The 16,541-nt window shown below is 30.8% G+C and carries 13 protein-coding genes; 8 read left to right on the top strand and 5 right to left on the bottom strand.

Annotation, left to right across the window (positions count from 1 at the left end; all coding sequences use genetic code 11):
- The first annotated feature begins 343 nt into the window (after nucleotides 1–343).
- From C8C83_RS22460 to recQ, 6 genes are all read left to right on the top strand, one after another.
- On the top strand, nucleotides 344–2,332 hold the full coding sequence (locus tag C8C83_RS22460) for an O-antigen ligase family protein (RefSeq protein ID WP_158598186.1): 1,989 nt from the start codon (nucleotides 344–346) through the stop codon (nucleotides 2,330–2,332).
- Between the two features lie 197 nt (nucleotides 2,333–2,529).
- Complete coding sequence (aroB, locus tag C8C83_RS22455; RefSeq protein ID WP_121330780.1) at nucleotides 2,530–3,597, top strand: 3-dehydroquinate synthase; 1,068 nt, start codon at nucleotides 2,530–2,532, stop codon at nucleotides 3,595–3,597.
- 297 nt (nucleotides 3,598–3,894) lie between these two features.
- Nucleotides 3,895–5,298: an arginine decarboxylase gene (locus tag C8C83_RS22450; protein WP_121330779.1), complete on the top strand. Its 1,404-nt coding sequence runs from the start codon at nucleotides 3,895–3,897 to the stop codon at nucleotides 5,296–5,298.
- A 108-nt stretch (nucleotides 5,299–5,406) separates the two neighbouring features.
- A complete protein-coding gene (locus C8C83_RS22445; protein ID WP_035681188.1) occupies nucleotides 5,407–6,375 on the top strand; it encodes a deoxyhypusine synthase family protein in 969 nt (322 codons plus the stop codon).
- Nucleotides 6,376–6,382: 7 nt separating this feature from the next.
- A complete protein-coding gene (locus tag C8C83_RS22440) occupies nucleotides 6,383–6,790 on the top strand; it encodes a DNA primase (RefSeq protein WP_121330778.1) in 408 nt (135 codons plus the stop codon).
- A gap of 150 nt (nucleotides 6,791–6,940) precedes the next feature.
- The gene (gene recQ, locus C8C83_RS22435; protein WP_121330777.1) at nucleotides 6,941–9,259 is read left to right on the top strand and encodes a DNA helicase RecQ; all 2,319 of its coding nucleotides are present in this window, start codon (nucleotides 6,941–6,943) and stop codon (nucleotides 9,257–9,259) included.
- A 185-nt stretch (nucleotides 9,260–9,444) separates the two neighbouring features.
- Here recQ and C8C83_RS22430 read toward each other — a convergent pair whose 3' ends face one another.
- The 4 genes from C8C83_RS22430 to C8C83_RS22415 form a co-directional block, all read right to left on the bottom strand.
- Complete coding sequence (locus tag C8C83_RS22430; protein ID WP_121330776.1) at nucleotides 9,445–9,960, bottom strand: DinB family protein; 516 nt, start codon at nucleotides 9,958–9,960, stop codon at nucleotides 9,445–9,447.
- 30 nt (nucleotides 9,961–9,990) lie between these two features.
- Nucleotides 9,991–12,576 (bottom strand): phosphoenolpyruvate carboxylase, encoded by a 2,586-nt coding sequence (locus tag C8C83_RS22425; protein ID WP_121330775.1) that lies wholly within the window; start codon nucleotides 12,574–12,576, stop codon nucleotides 9,991–9,993.
- 90 nt (nucleotides 12,577–12,666) lie between these two features.
- Nucleotides 12,667–13,146, bottom strand: a complete 480-nt coding sequence (locus C8C83_RS22420; RefSeq protein WP_007805990.1) for a winged helix-turn-helix transcriptional regulator — start codon at nucleotides 13,144–13,146, stop codon at nucleotides 12,667–12,669.
- Between the two features lie 77 nt (nucleotides 13,147–13,223).
- Nucleotides 13,224–14,378 (bottom strand): M14 metallopeptidase family protein, encoded by a 1,155-nt coding sequence (locus tag C8C83_RS22415; RefSeq protein ID WP_121330774.1) that lies wholly within the window; start codon nucleotides 14,376–14,378, stop codon nucleotides 13,224–13,226.
- A 312-nt stretch (nucleotides 14,379–14,690) separates the two neighbouring features.
- Here C8C83_RS22415 and C8C83_RS22410 point away from each other — a divergent pair, with 312 nt between their 5' ends.
- Nucleotides 14,691–15,167 (top strand): helix-turn-helix transcriptional regulator, encoded by a 477-nt coding sequence (locus C8C83_RS22410; RefSeq protein WP_132011910.1) that lies wholly within the window; start codon nucleotides 14,691–14,693, stop codon nucleotides 15,165–15,167.
- Nucleotides 15,168–15,250: 83 nt separating this feature from the next.
- Here the strand turns inward: C8C83_RS22410 and C8C83_RS22405 are convergent, their stop codons facing one another.
- Complete coding sequence (locus C8C83_RS22405; protein ID WP_099712514.1) at nucleotides 15,251–15,802, bottom strand: 1-acyl-sn-glycerol-3-phosphate acyltransferase; 552 nt, start codon at nucleotides 15,800–15,802, stop codon at nucleotides 15,251–15,253.
- Nucleotides 15,803–15,867: 65 nt separating this feature from the next.
- Between C8C83_RS22405 and C8C83_RS22400 the strand changes: the two genes are divergently transcribed.
- Complete coding sequence (locus C8C83_RS22400) at nucleotides 15,868–16,533, top strand: fused MFS/spermidine synthase (RefSeq protein WP_121330772.1); 666 nt, start codon at nucleotides 15,868–15,870, stop codon at nucleotides 16,531–16,533.
- Nucleotides 16,534–16,541 lie beyond the last annotated feature (8 nt).

Here is a 16,541-nt window from a genome sequence, read left to right as displayed (position 1 = left end):
GCTTGTTGCTGACTTAAAATTATAATCTGCAAAACGTATTATGACATCAATTTACAAAAAAGAGCAAGGTATTCCAGACTTTATAGTAATTCTATTTATTGCATTACTATTGAGTATTGATTTTTTTCCTTATTTTAAAAGTAGAGAAATTATTGCTCCACAATATCTATATCTATCGGTTTTGAACGTATTGACGGGTATTTATTTTTATTTTAATTCAGAACTAATATCAAAGAATGCAATTCCGGTTATACAGAAAAGTTATTTTATAAAGATCTATCTGGCCTTTCTAATTCTTTGCGGATTATCATTTTTTACTGCAAAAAACACTTCGCTTTTCTTTATGAATATAACTGAATTAGTTATTGTTTTTTGCTTATTTATAAACCTTTCTATTTTACTTAAAGACAAGCTTCACTTACTTTATAAGATCGTTTTTATTGTTGGTATCAGTGGTTTTCTCCAGTCTTGGCAAGAATTGAACAGCTTTATAGTTTTACAAAAAAACACTTCGTTGCTCCAATTATTAAATAATATGAAGGGCAACACTGGAAATATAAATATACTAGCTGCCAGTCTTACAATTAAAATCCCTTTTTTGTTATTTGGTATTACTCATTTTAAAAATTACAAGAAAGTTCTCTTGATTCTTGCTTTGTTTTGTGTGGTAACAACTATTTTATTAACGGGAGCCAGAACAGCTTTGATTAATTTATTTTTAATCTTTTTGATCTACTTTGTCTATCTTTTAAGAGAATACTCTTTTAACAGATTTACTTTTATTAAAATTTTGTATATAGTTATTCCAGTGTTGATTTCTGTGTTTTTTTCGAATATGATTTTTAAACAATCTAAAGATAAAGCCCGATTTGTTTCGTTGGAGAATAGAGTAAAAGCAATAAATACCGATGATGCTTCATCAAAAACCAGATTGATATTGTGGAGCAATGCTTTAAAAATAAGCCAAACAAGCCCATTATTCGGAATTGGATTAGGTAATTATCGAATTGAATCTATGCCTTATGAACAAACAACCGAAGATAATTTTAATGCTTCGTTACATGCTCATAATGACTTTTTTGAAATTCTAGCAGAAACAGGAGTGCTAAATGGTCTAATCTATCTTTCTCTATTTATTACAGTTTTTTTTATAAATCTTAAAAAAGCTCTAAAATCACCGAATAATGAAACAAAAACAATTGCTTGTCTGGTTTTGTTATTGTTAATTATTTATGGTGTTGACTCATTCTTTAACTTCCCAATGTACAGACCAACAATGCAAATATTTTTTAGTTTAATGTTGGCGTTAACAGTCGTAAATAGTTCTGATTTAATTAATCAAAATAATTCTAAAGCTTTTAAAATAAGGCTTATATATCTTTTAATTGGCATAAGCTGCATTACCAGTTATTCTACAATGATAATTTACAAAGCGTCATGTCTTGAAGCCGAAATTATTAGGGATGATATAAATACAAAAATAAAAGGAACCTTAATCGGAGATGAAGTTATTAAGAGAATGCCAATGTATCCAAATGTTTTCCTTAGCTCAGAATCATTTTATGAATATGCAGCAATCTACTATACTCGTGAAAAAAATTACGATAAAGCTTTATACAATTTTGCCAAGGCGAATAAAATTAGCCCATACTCAGGTAGGATTAATTTCTATAAGTCATTAATATCTACAGAAAAAGGAAATACAGACAGTGCATATGTTTATATGAAAGAAGCTTTTTATTTGCGACCAAGAAATCTATTCTTTTTTAAATATTCAACTAATCTGGCGGCTGCAAAAAAAGATACTCTTGAAATTCTTAAAGAACATAAGCTTTTTTCGCAATATAGAAAAATGTCAGAAGCCTGGAGTATAACTGCGATTGGATTACAGAACGCCGGCGTAGATCAAAAAAGACTAATTAAATTTATAGATCAGGGATTAAAAATGCTTCCTAATGACTCTACGCTTTTAAGACAAAAAAAAGATTTTCTAATAAACGAGTATATTACTGAAGGACAAATATTTGAGTCTCAATCAAAATTAGACAAAGCTTTTGAGGCTTATTCTAAAGCTTTGAAAATAGATTCAAAAAACATCAATGCATTACAAAATATTGGTCTTTATTATTTTAATACCGGGCAAAATAAACAAGCAATAATTTATTTCTTGGAGGCATTAAAATATCCTGGATTAGTGAATGGAAAGGCAGAATTCTATCTGGGTATGTCTTATATAAAGGTTAACGATAAAGAAAACGCATGTAGATATTTTAGTTTGGCAAAGGTTAAGAAATTTCAAAATGCAGCATTATTGGATTTGTATTGCAAATAAAACCTAATTTTTTATGAAGCAGAATGCATCAATTGTTCTGGAATTTATTCGTTTACTTGATAAAAGTCAATTCAAATATAATTTACTTATTTAATTTCATTTTATTTAAGCGCTTTTTAAAACAAATTAGAACAAAAGATTGAATATTATTTCCTTAAAAAAGCCTTATTTTGTGGTTTCAATATAACTACACATATATGCAATCTATTCAAGCCAATAATTATCTAGTACATTTTAACCAAAATGCTTACGAAGCCTTAAATAATCATTTAAAGGAAACTAAATACTCTAATTTGTTTATTATAGTTGATAATGAGACAAATGAATATTGCCTGCCAAAACTTTTACCTTTACTTGAAACTGATTTAACTATTGAAATTATTGAATTTGAATCTGGTGAAATCAATAAAAATATCGAAACCTGTATTGAAATCTGGAAAGTATTAACTGAACTTGGTGCCGACAGAAAATCGCTTGTAATTAATCTTGGCGGTGGTGTTGTGACAGATTTAGGCGGTTTTGTGGCCTCTACTTTTAAGCGTGGTGTTGACTTTATAAATATCCCAACTACCTTATTATCTATGGTTGATGCTTCTGTTGGTGGAAAAACAGGTGTTGACTTAGGAAATCTTAAAAACCAGATTGGTGTTATTAATGTACCTCAAATGGTATTAATTGATACAGATTATCTTCAGACTTTGCCGCAAAGCGAAATGCGTTCCGGTCTTGCAGAAATGCTAAAACACGGACTTATATATGATGCAGTCTACTGGAAACAGTTTTTGGATTTGCAAGCCATTGATTTTGCTGATTTCGACGAATTAATTTATCGTTCTGTCGAAATTAAAAACGAAATCGTAATTCAGGACCCAACGGAGAAAAATATCCGTAAAGCTTTGAATTTCGGTCATACTTTAGGTCACGCAATCGAAGGTTACTTTCTGGAAAGCGAAACAAAAACAACATTATTGCATGGTGAAGCTATTGCAATCGGAATGATATTAGAAAGTTATATCTCTTTACATAAAGGTTTAATTACAGCAGAAGAATATGCTGAAATAAAAACGGCTATAAAAGGTATTTATGACGATGTAATCATCGAAGAAAATGATATCGATCCGATTCTTGAACTGCTGATTCACGACAAAAAAAATGAGTACGGTTTAATTCAATTTGCATTAATTGAAGGAATCGGAAAAATAAAAATTAATCAATCCGTTGAAAATAAATTGATTCTAGACGCGTTTCAGGATTATAAATCTTAAACTTTTTTTAATAAAAAGCTTTGCTTTGGGTATATATTATTTTTTACATTTGCCACGATGAAAACAAACAAGAAACAACAACAATTTAGCTCTTATAGAAACCGGCTCAATAGTTCCTTACTAAGGATGTTGAATCGTTTTTATAATAGTAAAAGTCCGTTTTGTTTTGATGTGTTTCTTTGCTCGAAAGCAGAACATGAAAAACTGCAAATAGTATTTGCAAATATTAGGGTTTGAATTTTAGATTTAGCACAGTTTCCTAAATTAAAAATCACAATCTATAATATTTAAAAATAAATGAATACAAAATATTCTGATCTAATTAATCAAACTTACTATTTCCCTCAAACGGAATTCAAATTAAATAAAGACAACTTACAATTTCACAACATCGATTTGATGAAATTGGTTGAACAATACGGTACACCATTAAAATTTACATACTTACCACAGATTTCTGAAAATATCAATAAGGCAAAAGCCTGGTTCAGAAAATCAATGGAAAAGAATAAATACGATGCAAAATACTACTATTGTTATTGTACAAAAAGCTCTCATTTTGAATACATTATGAATGAAGCTTTCAAGAATAACATTCACATAGAAACGTCTTCGGCATTTGACGTTAATATTGTAGAGAATTTGCTTGAAAATGGTAAAATCAATAAAAGTACTTATGTAATTTGTAATGGCTTTAAAAGAGATGAATACATTAGTAATATTGCACGATTAATCAATAGTGGACATAAAAATACTATTCCAATTATTGATAATTATGAAGAATTAGATTTGCTTCAGGCTGAAATTAAAGGAAAATTCAAAATTGGAATTCGTATTGCAGCTGAAGAAGAGCCTAAATTTGAGTTTTATACTTCAAGATTAGGAATTGGATATAAAAACATCGTTTCGTTCTATAAAAAACAAATTCAGGAAAATGATAAATTAGAGCTTAAAATGCTTCACTTTTTCATTAATACTGGAATAAACGATACATCATATTACTGGAATGAGTTAGTAAAATGTATTAAAGTATACATTGCACTTAAAAAGGAATGCCCTACTCTTGATGGTTTGAACATTGGAGGTGGTTTCCCGATCAAAAACTCATTGGCTTTTGAATATGATTATCAATATATGATTGATGAAATCATCAATCAGATTAAAATTGCATGTGATGAAGCTGAAGTTGATGTTCCAAACATCTTTACAGAATTTGGATCATTTACAGTAGGTGAAAGCGGTGGCGCAATCTATCAGATTTTGTATCAAAAACAACAAAATGATAGAGAAAAATGGAACATGATTGATTCATCATTCATTACCACTTTGCCGGATACTTGGGCTATAAATAAACGTTTTATCATGTTGGCGGTTAACCGTTGGAATGATACTTATGAGCGGGTTTTATTAGGAGGATTGACTTGTGATAGTGACGATTATTACAATTCAGAACAAAATATGAACGCTATTTATTTGCCTAAATACAGCAAGGAAAAGCCATTATATATTGGTTTCTTTAATACTGGTGCGTATCAGGAAACTATTGGAGGATATGGCGGTTTACACCACTGTTTGATTCCGCAACCTAAACACATTTTAATAGATCGTGATGAAAACGGCATTTTAGCGACTGAAGTTTTCTCAGAACAACAAACTTCTGACGATGTATTGAAGATTTTAGGTTATACAAAAAAAGCATAAAAAAAAACTTGCAAATTAAATGTTAATAAAATTAAAATTATTAATTTGCAGTATCATGTAAAAGGTAAAACTTTTAATTCAAAAAAAGAAAAACAAAAAACAAAACAAATGAAAGGACCAATCAGTCAGTTTATTGAAAAACATTATTTACACTTTAACTCTGCTTCTCTTGTTGATGCTGCAAAAGCATACGAACAACAATTGGCAAATGGTGCAAAAATGATGGTAAGTATGGCTGGCGCTATGAGTACAGCAGAAATTGGTAAAATTTTTGCCGAAATTATCAGACAAGACAAAGTTCAGATTATTTCATGTACTGGAGCCAATCTAGAAGAAGACATCATGAATTTAGTGGCGCACTCTCACTACGAAAGAGTACCTAACTATCGTGATTTGACGCCAGAAGACGAGTGGGCTTTACTTGAAAGAGGATTAAACCGTGTTACTGACACTTGTATTCCTGAGCATGAAGCTTTCCGTCGTTTACAAAAACACATTTATAAAATCTGGAAAGATGCAGATGATAAAGGTGAACGTTATTTCCCACATGAATTCATGTATAAAATGCTATTATCAGGCGTTTTAGAAGAATATTACGAAATAGATCTAAAAGATAGCTGGATGTATGCTGCAGCAGAGAAAAATTTACCTATTATTGTTCCGGGATGGGAAGATAGTACAATGGGAAATATCTTTGCTTCATACGTAATAAAAGGAGAATTAAAAGCTTCTACCATGAAGTCAGGAATTGAATATATGACATTCCTTGCAGATTGGTATCCAAAAAATAGTACTAACGGAATTGGATTTTTCCAAATTGGTGGTGGTATTGCAGGAGATTTTCCTATTTGTGTTGTGCCAATGTTGTATCAGGATATGGAAATGCATGATATCCCGTTTTGGAGTTATTTCTGTCAGATTTCAGATTCAACAACAAGTTACGGTTCTTATTCAGGAGCTGTTCCAAACGAGAAAATCACTTGGGGTAAATTAGATATTAAAACCCCTAAATTTATTATTGAGTCGGATGCTACAATTGTTGCACCGTTAATTTTTGCTTATTTATTAGATTTATAGGATATTTATGAAAAGAGTTATAGTAGACTACGCTAAACTTACCAACGAAATTTTGAACCTTTTAGTAGAGAAATTTCCTGATGGTTATGATGATTCGGATGTAATCCGTTTTAGAAATGCTAAAAACGAATTGATCGAAGCTGTTGAAGTTCGTACTGAAGACACTATTTATTTAGTAAAAATTAGTACTAAACTTGCTGACAGAATTGAAAACTACGATGAAGATGACGACATCGATCTTGATGTTGACACAATCGAACCAGTAAAAGGTCTTGATCTTGATGATGATAGCGATGACGACGACGATGACGACGATACACAAGATAAACCTGATACTGATGGTGGAGACGATGATGATGAAGATAGAGATCCGGATGATATCGCTGACGAAGATGATGAAGACGATGAAGATTAATTTATGTCTTTCAAAATAAATTAAAGGAACTCAAATTGAGTTCCTTTTTTTATGTGATTAATAAATGGTGGTAAGATGTTTATTTTATAGGAAAATTAGTATATTTAATATTTTTACAGCACTCAAAACAATGATGAAAATATCTGCCAAATGAACTCAGAAATATTACACGCCAAGCTAAAAGAGAATTTTGGTTTTGAAAAATTCAGACCAAATCAGGAAACAATTATAAATACAATTCTTTCTGGTCAGGATACTTTAGCGATTATGCCAACTGGTGGAGGAAAATCAATTTGTTTTCAATTACCGGCTTTAGTTTTACCAGGAATTACAATAGTAATATCTCCATTAATCGCCTTGATGAAAGATCAGGTTGATAGTTTAAAAACCAATGGAATCAATGCTTGTTATATCAATAGTAGTCAATCAAGTGAAGAACAACAATTTTATATTGACAACTTAAAATCTAATAAATTCAAACTTGTTTATATAGCGCCAGAGAGTTTGTCTTATTTAGATGTCGTTTTTAATGAATTGACAATCAGCTTGATTGCGATTGACGAAGCGCATTGTATTTCATCCTGGGGGCATGATTTTCGTCCGGCGTATACCAATTTAGGATATTTGAAAAGCCGCTTCCCTTCTACTCCGGTCCTGGCTTTGACTGCAACTGCTGATAAAGCAACGCGTACAGATATTACTAAACAATTAAAATTAAGAAACCCAAAGACCTTTGTAGCTTCTTTTGATCGAAAAAATTTAAGTTTAGAAGTTCGTCCGGCATTAGATCGTGTAAAACAAATCATTGATTTTGTCGAAAAGAAACCTAATGAATCTGGAATTATCTATTGCTTAAGCAGAAAAACGACAGAAGAACTTGCCCAAAAACTACAAAAAAATGGTGTTAAAGCAAAAGCATATCACGCTGGTTTAGAAAATAAACTTCGGGCAAAAACTCAAGATGAATTTATTAATGATGATTGCCAAGTAGTTTGCGCAACCATTGCTTTCGGAATGGGAATTGATAAATCCAATGTTCGATGGGTGATTCATTATAATTTACCTAAAAACATAGAAGGTTATTATCAGGAAATTGGTCGTGCAGGTCGTGATGGTTTACCTGCCGAAACGGTTTTATTCGAAAGTTATGCTGATGTAATTCAACTTCAAAAATTTGCTTCAGAAGGATTGAACTCAGATGTTCAGTTGGCAAAATTAGAAAGAATGAAACAATATGCAGATGCATTGAGCTGTCGTAGAAAAATTCTGCTTTCTTACTTTGGTGAATTGGTTAAAGAGAATTGCGGAAACTGCGATATTTGCAAAAATCCTCCAAAATTTTTCGATGGTACGATTCTCGCGCAAAAAGCATTGTCAGCTATCAGTCGTTTACAAGAATCAGAGTCTTTGGCGGTGATTGTGGATTTTTTACGCGGCTCGAGAAACGCGTATATCTACGAAAAAAATTATCAAGACTTAAAAACGTACGGAATTGGCGCCGACATTTCGTGGTACGATTGGAATCAATATCTAATACAGCTAATAAATCTTGGATATTGCGAAATTGCGTTTCACCAACACAATAAAATTTTGCTAACTCCTTTTGCAAAGAAAGTTTTATTCGAAGGAGAAAAAGTAAAACTAACAACGGTTGTTAAAAAAGTAATTGACAAAAACGAAATCAAAGAAGCAAAACCTAAAGCTGCTAAAAATTCACTTTTTGAAATACTTCGAAAATTGCGTTATGAGATTTCCAAAGATGAAGAAGTTCCGGCTTATGTGATCTTTAGTGATGCTGCTTTAAGGCAAATGGAAACATTGCGTCCAATGAGCGACGAAGAATTTCTTGCTATTGATGGTGTTGGTAAAGCGAAACTGGAAAAATATGGTCAGGAGTTTATAGATGCGATTACTTATTATCAAAAAGTAAAAACAGAAAAAGCAAAAGTTAAAAAAGAAAGCAATACCTATAAAACAACTTTAGCATTTTTTAAAGAAGGAAATAGTATTGAAGAAATTGCGGAAAAACGAAATTTGGGACAATCAACAATTGTTTCGCATTTGGCCAAACTGTATATAGATGGCGAAGATTTAGATTTGAGCCAGTTTGTTACAGATACAGAAGTTAAACAATTGCATAAAGCTCAAGTAGAACTTGAATATCCAGCAGCTTTAAAACCATATTACGATCATTTTGAAGAAAAAATGTCTTATGATAAAATTCGTTTTGGATTAGCTTTTATTGAAAGACACAAAGATGACGATGAAAAGCTAAAAATTAAAGCTTATTCAGTGGATGAGAAAAGATTAGAAAATCCTGAAGCTTATAAAAAATGGAGTTCAGAGGAAGATGCAAATCTTGTTCATAATTTTTATCAAGGAAAGAAAGTGGAAGAAATAGCGGTTTTGTTAGGAAGAAATGAAGGTGCAATAAATTCCAGATTGAAAAAATTAGAATTGAAAAAATAATTTTCTCGTTTTTTTGTCATTTCGACCGAAGGGAGAAATCACACTAGTAATTCGACAAAGATTAGCAACTTTAGGAACGGAGTTTCTTGTGTGATTTCTCCCTTCGGTCGAAATGACAAGATTTTGAAAACAAAAAATCCTGTGAAATTTACTTCACAGGATTTTTTTTTATGTTTATTCGAAATTTACAAATATCTTTCTTCAAAAACTTTTTGATGATGTTTTTGATGTCCGATAATAGTAAAACCTAAAGCGCGAACAGAAATTTGAATTCCTGAAGCCGTTCCGATTCTTTTTAGTTGTTCTTCAGATAAACTTTTGAAAAATAACAAATTAGAATGTCTTAAAGCTGATAACTCGGTCAATAAACTCTGAATACTTCTGCTTCCGGCATCTGTACTATTTGCGTAATCATCTTCTTCGAAACTTGGCAAAGGAGTTTTGTCATTTCTTGAAAATCGTAAAGCACGGTAAGCAAAAATTCGCTCGCAATCCATTATGTGTTGGATAATATCTTTAATTGTCCATTTTCCTTCAGCATAACGATAGTCAAATTTGTCCATTGGAATATTTTGAACAAATTTTATAAAATCATGCAAAGAGATTTCTAATTCTTCAAACAAATTTACGTTTCCCGCTTCTTTAATATAAGTAGCAAATCCGCCTGAATACTCGTTTTCTATTAATTGATCTGCATTCATTTTTACAACTTTTTTTATCTTATAATTTTATTACGCTGAGTTTCTACTAGCATTTGTATTTCCGAAAAGAGATCTTGTAACGATTTTTTCGTACACTTTAACTAAATCCTCATTCGGAGTATTTTCTTTGTTCAACTCATTGATTCTTAATAAAGCATATTGTTGTATTGTCAAGAGTGGCAATACGATACGCTCTCTTACTTGAATTGATGCTATACCATCAGGATAATTTTCCATCAAGGTTTTATGTCCTGCAATTTTCAATAAAAGGCGTTTTGTTTCTTGAAATTCATCAAAAATAATTTGCCAGAATTCACCAAATTCAGGATCGTTTCTCATATATGCTGTTAATGGTAAAAATGATTTTGCCAATGACATCATACTGTTTTCAAGCAACGTTTTAAAGAATAATGAATTATGGTATAAATCATGTACTTTATCCCATTGACCATTTTCTTCAAAATATTTTAAAGCTGTACCAACTCCAAAAAATCCTGGTACGTTTTGTTTCAACTGACTCCATGATCCTACGAATGGAATTGCTCTCAAATCAGCAAAATCTAATGATTCTGATTTACTTCTTTTTGAAGGACGGCTTCCAATGTTTGTTTTAGAATAATATTTCAACGTACTCATTTTCTCTAAATACGGAATAAACTTAGGATGATTCTTGAAACTTAAATATTTCTCGTAACCTAAATCTGCCAATTGTGTCAGGATTTGAGTTTCATCAGAACTTAACTCATTTTTTCCTTTACTAAAAACCTGATTCGTAACTCCGGCAGTTAATAAATTTTCGATATTATAACGACAAGAATCTAAAGTTCCGAAATTAGAACTAATCGTTTGCCCCTGAACTGTGATTTGAATTTCGTTATTTTCAATTTTTGGACCTAGAGAAGCGTAGAATTTATGAGTTTTTCCACCACCACGAGCTGGAGGTCCACCACGTCCATCAAAGAAAATAGCTTTAATTCCGTATTGTCTTGAGATTTCGGTAAGCGCAATTTTAGCTTGATAAATACTCCAGTTTGCCATTAAATAACCGCCATCTTTGGTTCCGTCAGAGAAACCTAACATGATTGTTTGTTTATTCCCTCTAGCTTGCAAGTGTTTAGAATATTCCGAATTAGTATATAACTGCTCCATGATTTCATGCGCATTTTGCAAATCATCAACTGATTCAAAAAGTGGAATAATATCTACCGTAGGATTTTCCCAATTATTCAGACGAATCATTGCAAAAGTTTCCATTACGTTTAATGCGCTTTCGTTATTACTAATAATATAACGATTTGCACCAAACTCACCATTCGCATTCTGAATTGTTTTAATTGCTTGAACAGATTCTAAAGTAGATTGTGTAATTTCATTTTCAAAGTCTGCAGGATTTAATTCTCCTTTAACATTCGATAAAACTACTAATTTTTCATTTTCAGATAATTCAAAATAATTCTTTGGGAAAACATCTGAACCGGAATTTAAATAATAATCTACAACATCTTTAAAAACGATATTGTGAATTTTACTATTCTGACGAATATCTAAAGTTGCAAAGTGAAAACCAAAAAGATTAATTTTTACTAAGAAAGCTTCCAATTCATCCAAATATAATGATTGATGTTTCTCAATAATAATCTCTCTTATTTTGTTTAATTGCGATAATAATTCCTCTAAAGTGATGTAAATTTCTCCTTTAGAATAAAATACTGAACGATAAAGTTTATGTTCAAGATCAGCCACTAAAGTATCTACACCTGAGAAAGTTAACTTACGTTTTAAACTTCTCATTTCGATATAATAACACTTTAAGATTGAAGTTCTTAAACGGTCTGCAACTTTCAAAGTAATATCTGTAGTTACAAAAGGATTTCCATCGCGATCTCCTCCTGGCCAGAATCCAAGTTTTATTAATTGATTTTGAATTGCATTTCCATCAAGAATATTTTTCTGCAAATAATGAACAATTTCTCCTGAAGTTGCATAAAAAACATTTTCTAAATACCAAATCAAACTAACCGCTTCATCATATGGATTTGGTTTTTCGTTTTGGATAAAAGGCGTTTTACCTAATTGTGCTAATAATTGTTTTATTTTTAATAAATCATTTAAACGAATTGCATCGGTCAAATCATTTATAATTCCTAAAACGGGCCCAGGATAAAACTGCGTTGGATGCGCTGTAAGAACAGTTCTAACGTTAAAATTTTCCAGAAATTCGATTAATTGATCGTCTTTTTCTTTTGCATCTGATTTTTCTTTGATATCACGCAAAGATCCACGCCCTTCCATATTGTTAACTTCTGGAAAAGCAGCATCTTCGATCGCGTCAAATAATACAATTTGACGTTCGATATATTGAATAAATCGAAACATTAAATCAATTTTCTCTGATTCTGATGCATTATTTAAGTATCTGTCAGAGAAATAATTAAAAATTTCTTTAGGAGTTTCCTGTTTTTTAAATCCCGTTTCGCAAGTTTCTGTAAATAAAGGAAGTAAAGCTCCTGTATTATCTATAGAATCAAATGGTAATGTTATAAAAACACTATTATAAATGTGGTATTTAGAAAGAACATCTTGATTAAAACGCTCAATTTTGGGTAACGTGTACATAATTGTGTTGTAGTTGGTTGGTTAATTAGTCATAAAAAAACCCCAAGAATAAACTTGAGGTTATATTTTAATATAGCATTCAAGAAAATATTACATATTTTTAAAAATAGTATGCATCAAACGCTTCTTATCGTTTATACTTTCTTCTAATGAAATCATTGTTTCTGTTCTGTAAACGCCTTCAATATCGTCAATCATAAAGATAACTTCTTTTGCATGCTTAGTATCTTTTGCTCTGATTTTGCAAAAAATATTGAATTTACCAGTAGTTACAGACGCAACTGTAACGAAAGGAATTTGATTGATGCGCTCTAATACAAATTTAGTTTGAGACGTATTATTAAGGAATACACCAACATAAGCAATAAATGAGTACCCTAATTTATCGTAATCTAAGGCCAATGAAGATCCCATTATTATTCCTGCGTCTTCCATTTTTTTTACTCTAACATGTACTGTTCCAGCAGAAATCAATAGTTTTTTTGCAATGTCAGTAAACGGAACTCTCGTATTGTCTATTAACATATCTAAAATCTGGTGATCTACTTCATCTAAACGAAATTTACTCATAATTCTTTAATTAATATTACTAATTGCTATTACAAAGTATAAAAATATATATAAAAAACAACAAATTCACATAAAAATTAACTTTTTATCAATCCGTTAACAAATTTAACATTTTTATCTAAATAAAAATCTGCTTTTTGATTCATTTTCGGAAAATTTGTAAAGTCATCTGAATAAACCGCTCCTTTTGCATCATATTCAAAATGTCCAAAATAATTTTCCAACTCACCTACTTCAACTATGTAAGCGTTGAAATGAATCTTATTTTCAATCAATTCTTCTTTGTATTGTGCGACAAAATTCGTAATAATTTCGATACCATCATAATTTATTTTGATATTTTTATACATAAAATCATAAAAAACCACTTTATTTTGTGAAATATTCAAATAATCATGAATTCTATTATCAACTAAATCGTTTTCGCCGATCAGTTTAAAACTCGTAATAAGTGAGAAAAATAGGAGCTTTCGGGTGATTTCTCTATCGTAATCATTAGGAAAATGTCCACCTTCAAACAGGATTGTTGGTACTCCCAAAAACTGAAAAGTATCTCCTATACAGTTGATATTGAATGAATCATCAAAACGTCCAACCTGTCCAGGAATGTATTTTTGTAGTACATCGTTGATTCCTGCGATCACATTTATGGCTTTTAATCTGTTATCATTTATCTCTCTTTCTTCGTTATAAGAAGGGGCTAAAAAGGAAACTGTTGCCGGTTTTCCAGTTTCACCTGCGCCAAAAATAGTTCGTTGATCATGAAGGTTAAAACAGTAATCTGGCTTGAAAGTCTCGAAAACTTCTCTCAAAACCTTGCTTTCTGGCTGTGTCAGGTTTTGAGAATCGCGATTTAAATCAATTTTGTTGGCGTTTTCACGTGTATAAAGTCTCGCACCATCAGGATTTAGTATTGGAATACTATAGAAAGTAAATGTTTTGAGCATTTTCTCCGCAAATTCTGATCCGCTATTTAATACATTAATAAAGTCAAAAAGCGCTTTTGTCGTTGTGCTTTCGTTTCCATGCATTTGCGACCAAAGATAAATACGCGTTTCTCCAGTACCAATTTCATAACTATATATAGGTTCTCCTAAAACCGAAGTGCCAATAATTTTGACTTGATTATTAGTGTTTAATTTTTCTAGTAGAGGCTTAATATGATCTAATGTCAGGTAACGACCTGCTATAGATTGTTCTTTGTATTGGTCAAATAATTCTTCTAAATTCATTGTCTTTTGATTAGTTTACAAAAGTAAACATCTTTATTTTTACAATTGTAAACAGTGAAAAATAAAGATAATTTAGAAATGTAAACAAGAAAAACGCCTTTTATTGAATCCTTGATTCTATTGTAGTTAACAAATGTTATTGCTTTAATTAAATAATTATAACTATCATAATATTAATCAATTAAATATGCCTATATAAAGTATTAATTGTAATTAAAATACCTTTAAAAATGAATTTACAACTGTAAAATAGGTTATCCAATCCTTTTTAATTACATTTGTAAACACTGAAATTAATTATAATAATTTACAATGGTAAACATCGATGATTTTGTAAAAAGACTGGAAATTATATTGGATTATTATAGTATCAATGCTTCTGCTTTTGCTGATAGAATTGGTGTGCAGCGTTCCAGTATGTCTCACCTACTTTCCGGAAGAAACAAACCTAGCTTAGATTTTGTCATGAAAATTTTAGAAGTTTTTCCTGATGTAGATCTATATTGGTTGCTGAATGGGAAAGGAAGTTTCCCTAAAATCGAAGAGGAAGTTAGTAAAGTAAAAAACTATGAAACTCTAGAAACCGAAAAAACAAACTCCCCTACTTCACCAAATGAGAATTTTGGAGCAGTCGATTTGTTTTCGCAAATAAATTATAAGGAAGAAGAAAAACCTCCGATTAGATATTCGACGGAAGCAAAAAATCAAAATGTAATTTCAGAAGAAGGTGAAATTGATAAAATTGTGATTTTTTACAAAAATGGGACATTTAAGGCATATGCCCCATGATTTACAAAAATCGCGTATTTGAAAATTTTTTAAAATATTTTTTATTTAAGGGATTCTCACGCAATTGAAAAAACACTTAAAATTTAGAGTTGAAATCCGTTTTCAGGAATTTTACCGATAACTCCATCATAATGCTTTTTCAAGACTTGAAGATCGGCTTCGTAATCGCCAGTCGGAAAAAATGGTTTTCCTAAATTAACTTCTTTTTTACCCCAATCAAATGCAACCGGAACAATTGGCACATTTGCTTTGAGCGCTATATAATAAAATCCGCTTCTAATTTCTTTTACTTTTTTACGAGTTCCTTCCGGAGCAACTGCCAATCTAAAAACTTCTTTGCGTTCAAAAATTGCAGCAATAGAGTCAACTTTGTTCAGTCCGCCGGATCGATCTAATGGTTCTCCTCCCACGCTTCTGAAATAATATCCGAAAGGAAATTTGAATAATTCCTTCTTTCCAACCCAGTTCATTTCCAGTCCGGAGATTCCTCGAGTGAAAATTCCCAAATAAAAATCATGATTACTTGTATGAGGCATCACCATTAGGATACATTTCTTAACTTCAGCATTTTCTATTCCTACTATTTTCCAGCCCATTAGCTTAAAAAAGATGAATTTATAGAATTGTTTTTTCATTAAAATTTATTTTTTCATGCAAAATAAAAGATTTAAAGTGGTAATTTTGAGTAAAAGCCCGTAAAATGATTCAAAAATTATTCAGTTATCTAATTCCAATTAAAATATTTAAAAAAAAATCTGCCAGAAGTAAAATAATTGAGGTTACCTGGGCAAATGGAGAATTAGTTTTAGACTCTGAAAACACAAATTATTCTTATGGAAGTCTACAGCGTATATTAAGGTATGGACTTAGAAATATTGGTTATAAAACAATTCTTGAAATGGATCATGTTTTATTACTTGGAGTTGCCGGAGGAAGTGTTATAAAAACTTTGGTAGACGAAGTGGAATATAAAGGTAAAATCACTGGCGTAGAAATCGATTCTGATATGATTCAGATTGCCAATGAATATTTCAACCTTAATCAAATAAAACAGCTTGATGTTGTTATTGACGATGCTTTTGAGTTTGTTTTGAAAACAAAAGAGAAGTACGATCTGATAATCATTGATATTTTTGAAGACATTAATATGCCAAATTTTTTGTTTGAGAAATTTTTTAGTGATCGTGTTTGTTCACTTTTAAAAGATCAGGGTTTTATTTTATTCAATACCATGATTCTTGATGAAGCACATAATGTTCGAAACAGAAAATATATTGCAGAAATTAACCCTGAATTATTTACTTCAAAAATGCTGCCCCGCATAGAAGTACATAATGAATTAATAATAATTGAAAAAGTTGCCTAAATTTAAAA

Origin of the sequence: Flavobacterium sp. 90 (assembly GCF_004339525.1) — a bacterium.
Taxonomy (GTDB): Bacteria; Bacteroidota; Bacteroidia; order Flavobacteriales; family Flavobacteriaceae; genus Flavobacterium.
The sequence above is the reverse complement of the archived record's forward strand: the minus strand, read 5'-3'. Positions and strand labels throughout refer to the sequence as shown.

Coding starts and splice junctions, on each gene's coding strand:
- C8C83_RS22460 (WP_158598186.1), top strand. CDS start 344: ATGAATATAACTGAATTAGTTATTGTTTTTTGCTTATTTATAAACCTT.
- aroB (WP_121330780.1), top strand. CDS start 2,530: ATGCAATCTATTCAAGCCAATAATTATCTAGTACATTTTAACCAAAAT.
- C8C83_RS22450 (WP_121330779.1), top strand. CDS start 3,895: ATGAATACAAAATATTCTGATCTAATTAATCAAACTTACTATTTCCCT.
- C8C83_RS22445 (WP_035681188.1), top strand. CDS start 5,407: ATGAAAGGACCAATCAGTCAGTTTATTGAAAAACATTATTTACACTTT.
- C8C83_RS22440 (WP_121330778.1), top strand. CDS start 6,383: ATGAAAAGAGTTATAGTAGACTACGCTAAACTTACCAACGAAATTTTG.
- recQ (WP_121330777.1), top strand. CDS start 6,941: ATGAACTCAGAAATATTACACGCCAAGCTAAAAGAGAATTTTGGTTTT.
- C8C83_RS22430 (WP_121330776.1), bottom strand. CDS start 9,960: ATGAATGCAGATCAATTAATAGAAAACGAGTATTCAGGCGGATTTGCT.
- C8C83_RS22425 (WP_121330775.1), bottom strand. CDS start 12,576: ATGTACACGTTACCCAAAATTGAGCGTTTTAATCAAGATGTTCTTTCT.
- C8C83_RS22420 (WP_007805990.1), bottom strand. CDS start 13,146: ATGAGTAAATTTCGTTTAGATGAAGTAGATCACCAGATTTTAGATATG.
- C8C83_RS22415 (WP_121330774.1), bottom strand. CDS start 14,378: ATGAATTTAGAAGAATTATTTGACCAATACAAAGAACAATCTATAGCA.
- C8C83_RS22410 (WP_132011910.1), top strand. CDS start 14,691: ATGGTAAACATCGATGATTTTGTAAAAAGACTGGAAATTATATTGGAT.
- C8C83_RS22405 (WP_099712514.1), bottom strand. CDS start 15,802: ATGAAAAAACAATTCTATAAATTCATCTTTTTTAAGCTAATGGGCTGG.
- C8C83_RS22400 (WP_121330772.1), top strand. CDS start 15,868: ATGATTCAAAAATTATTCAGTTATCTAATTCCAATTAAAATATTTAAA.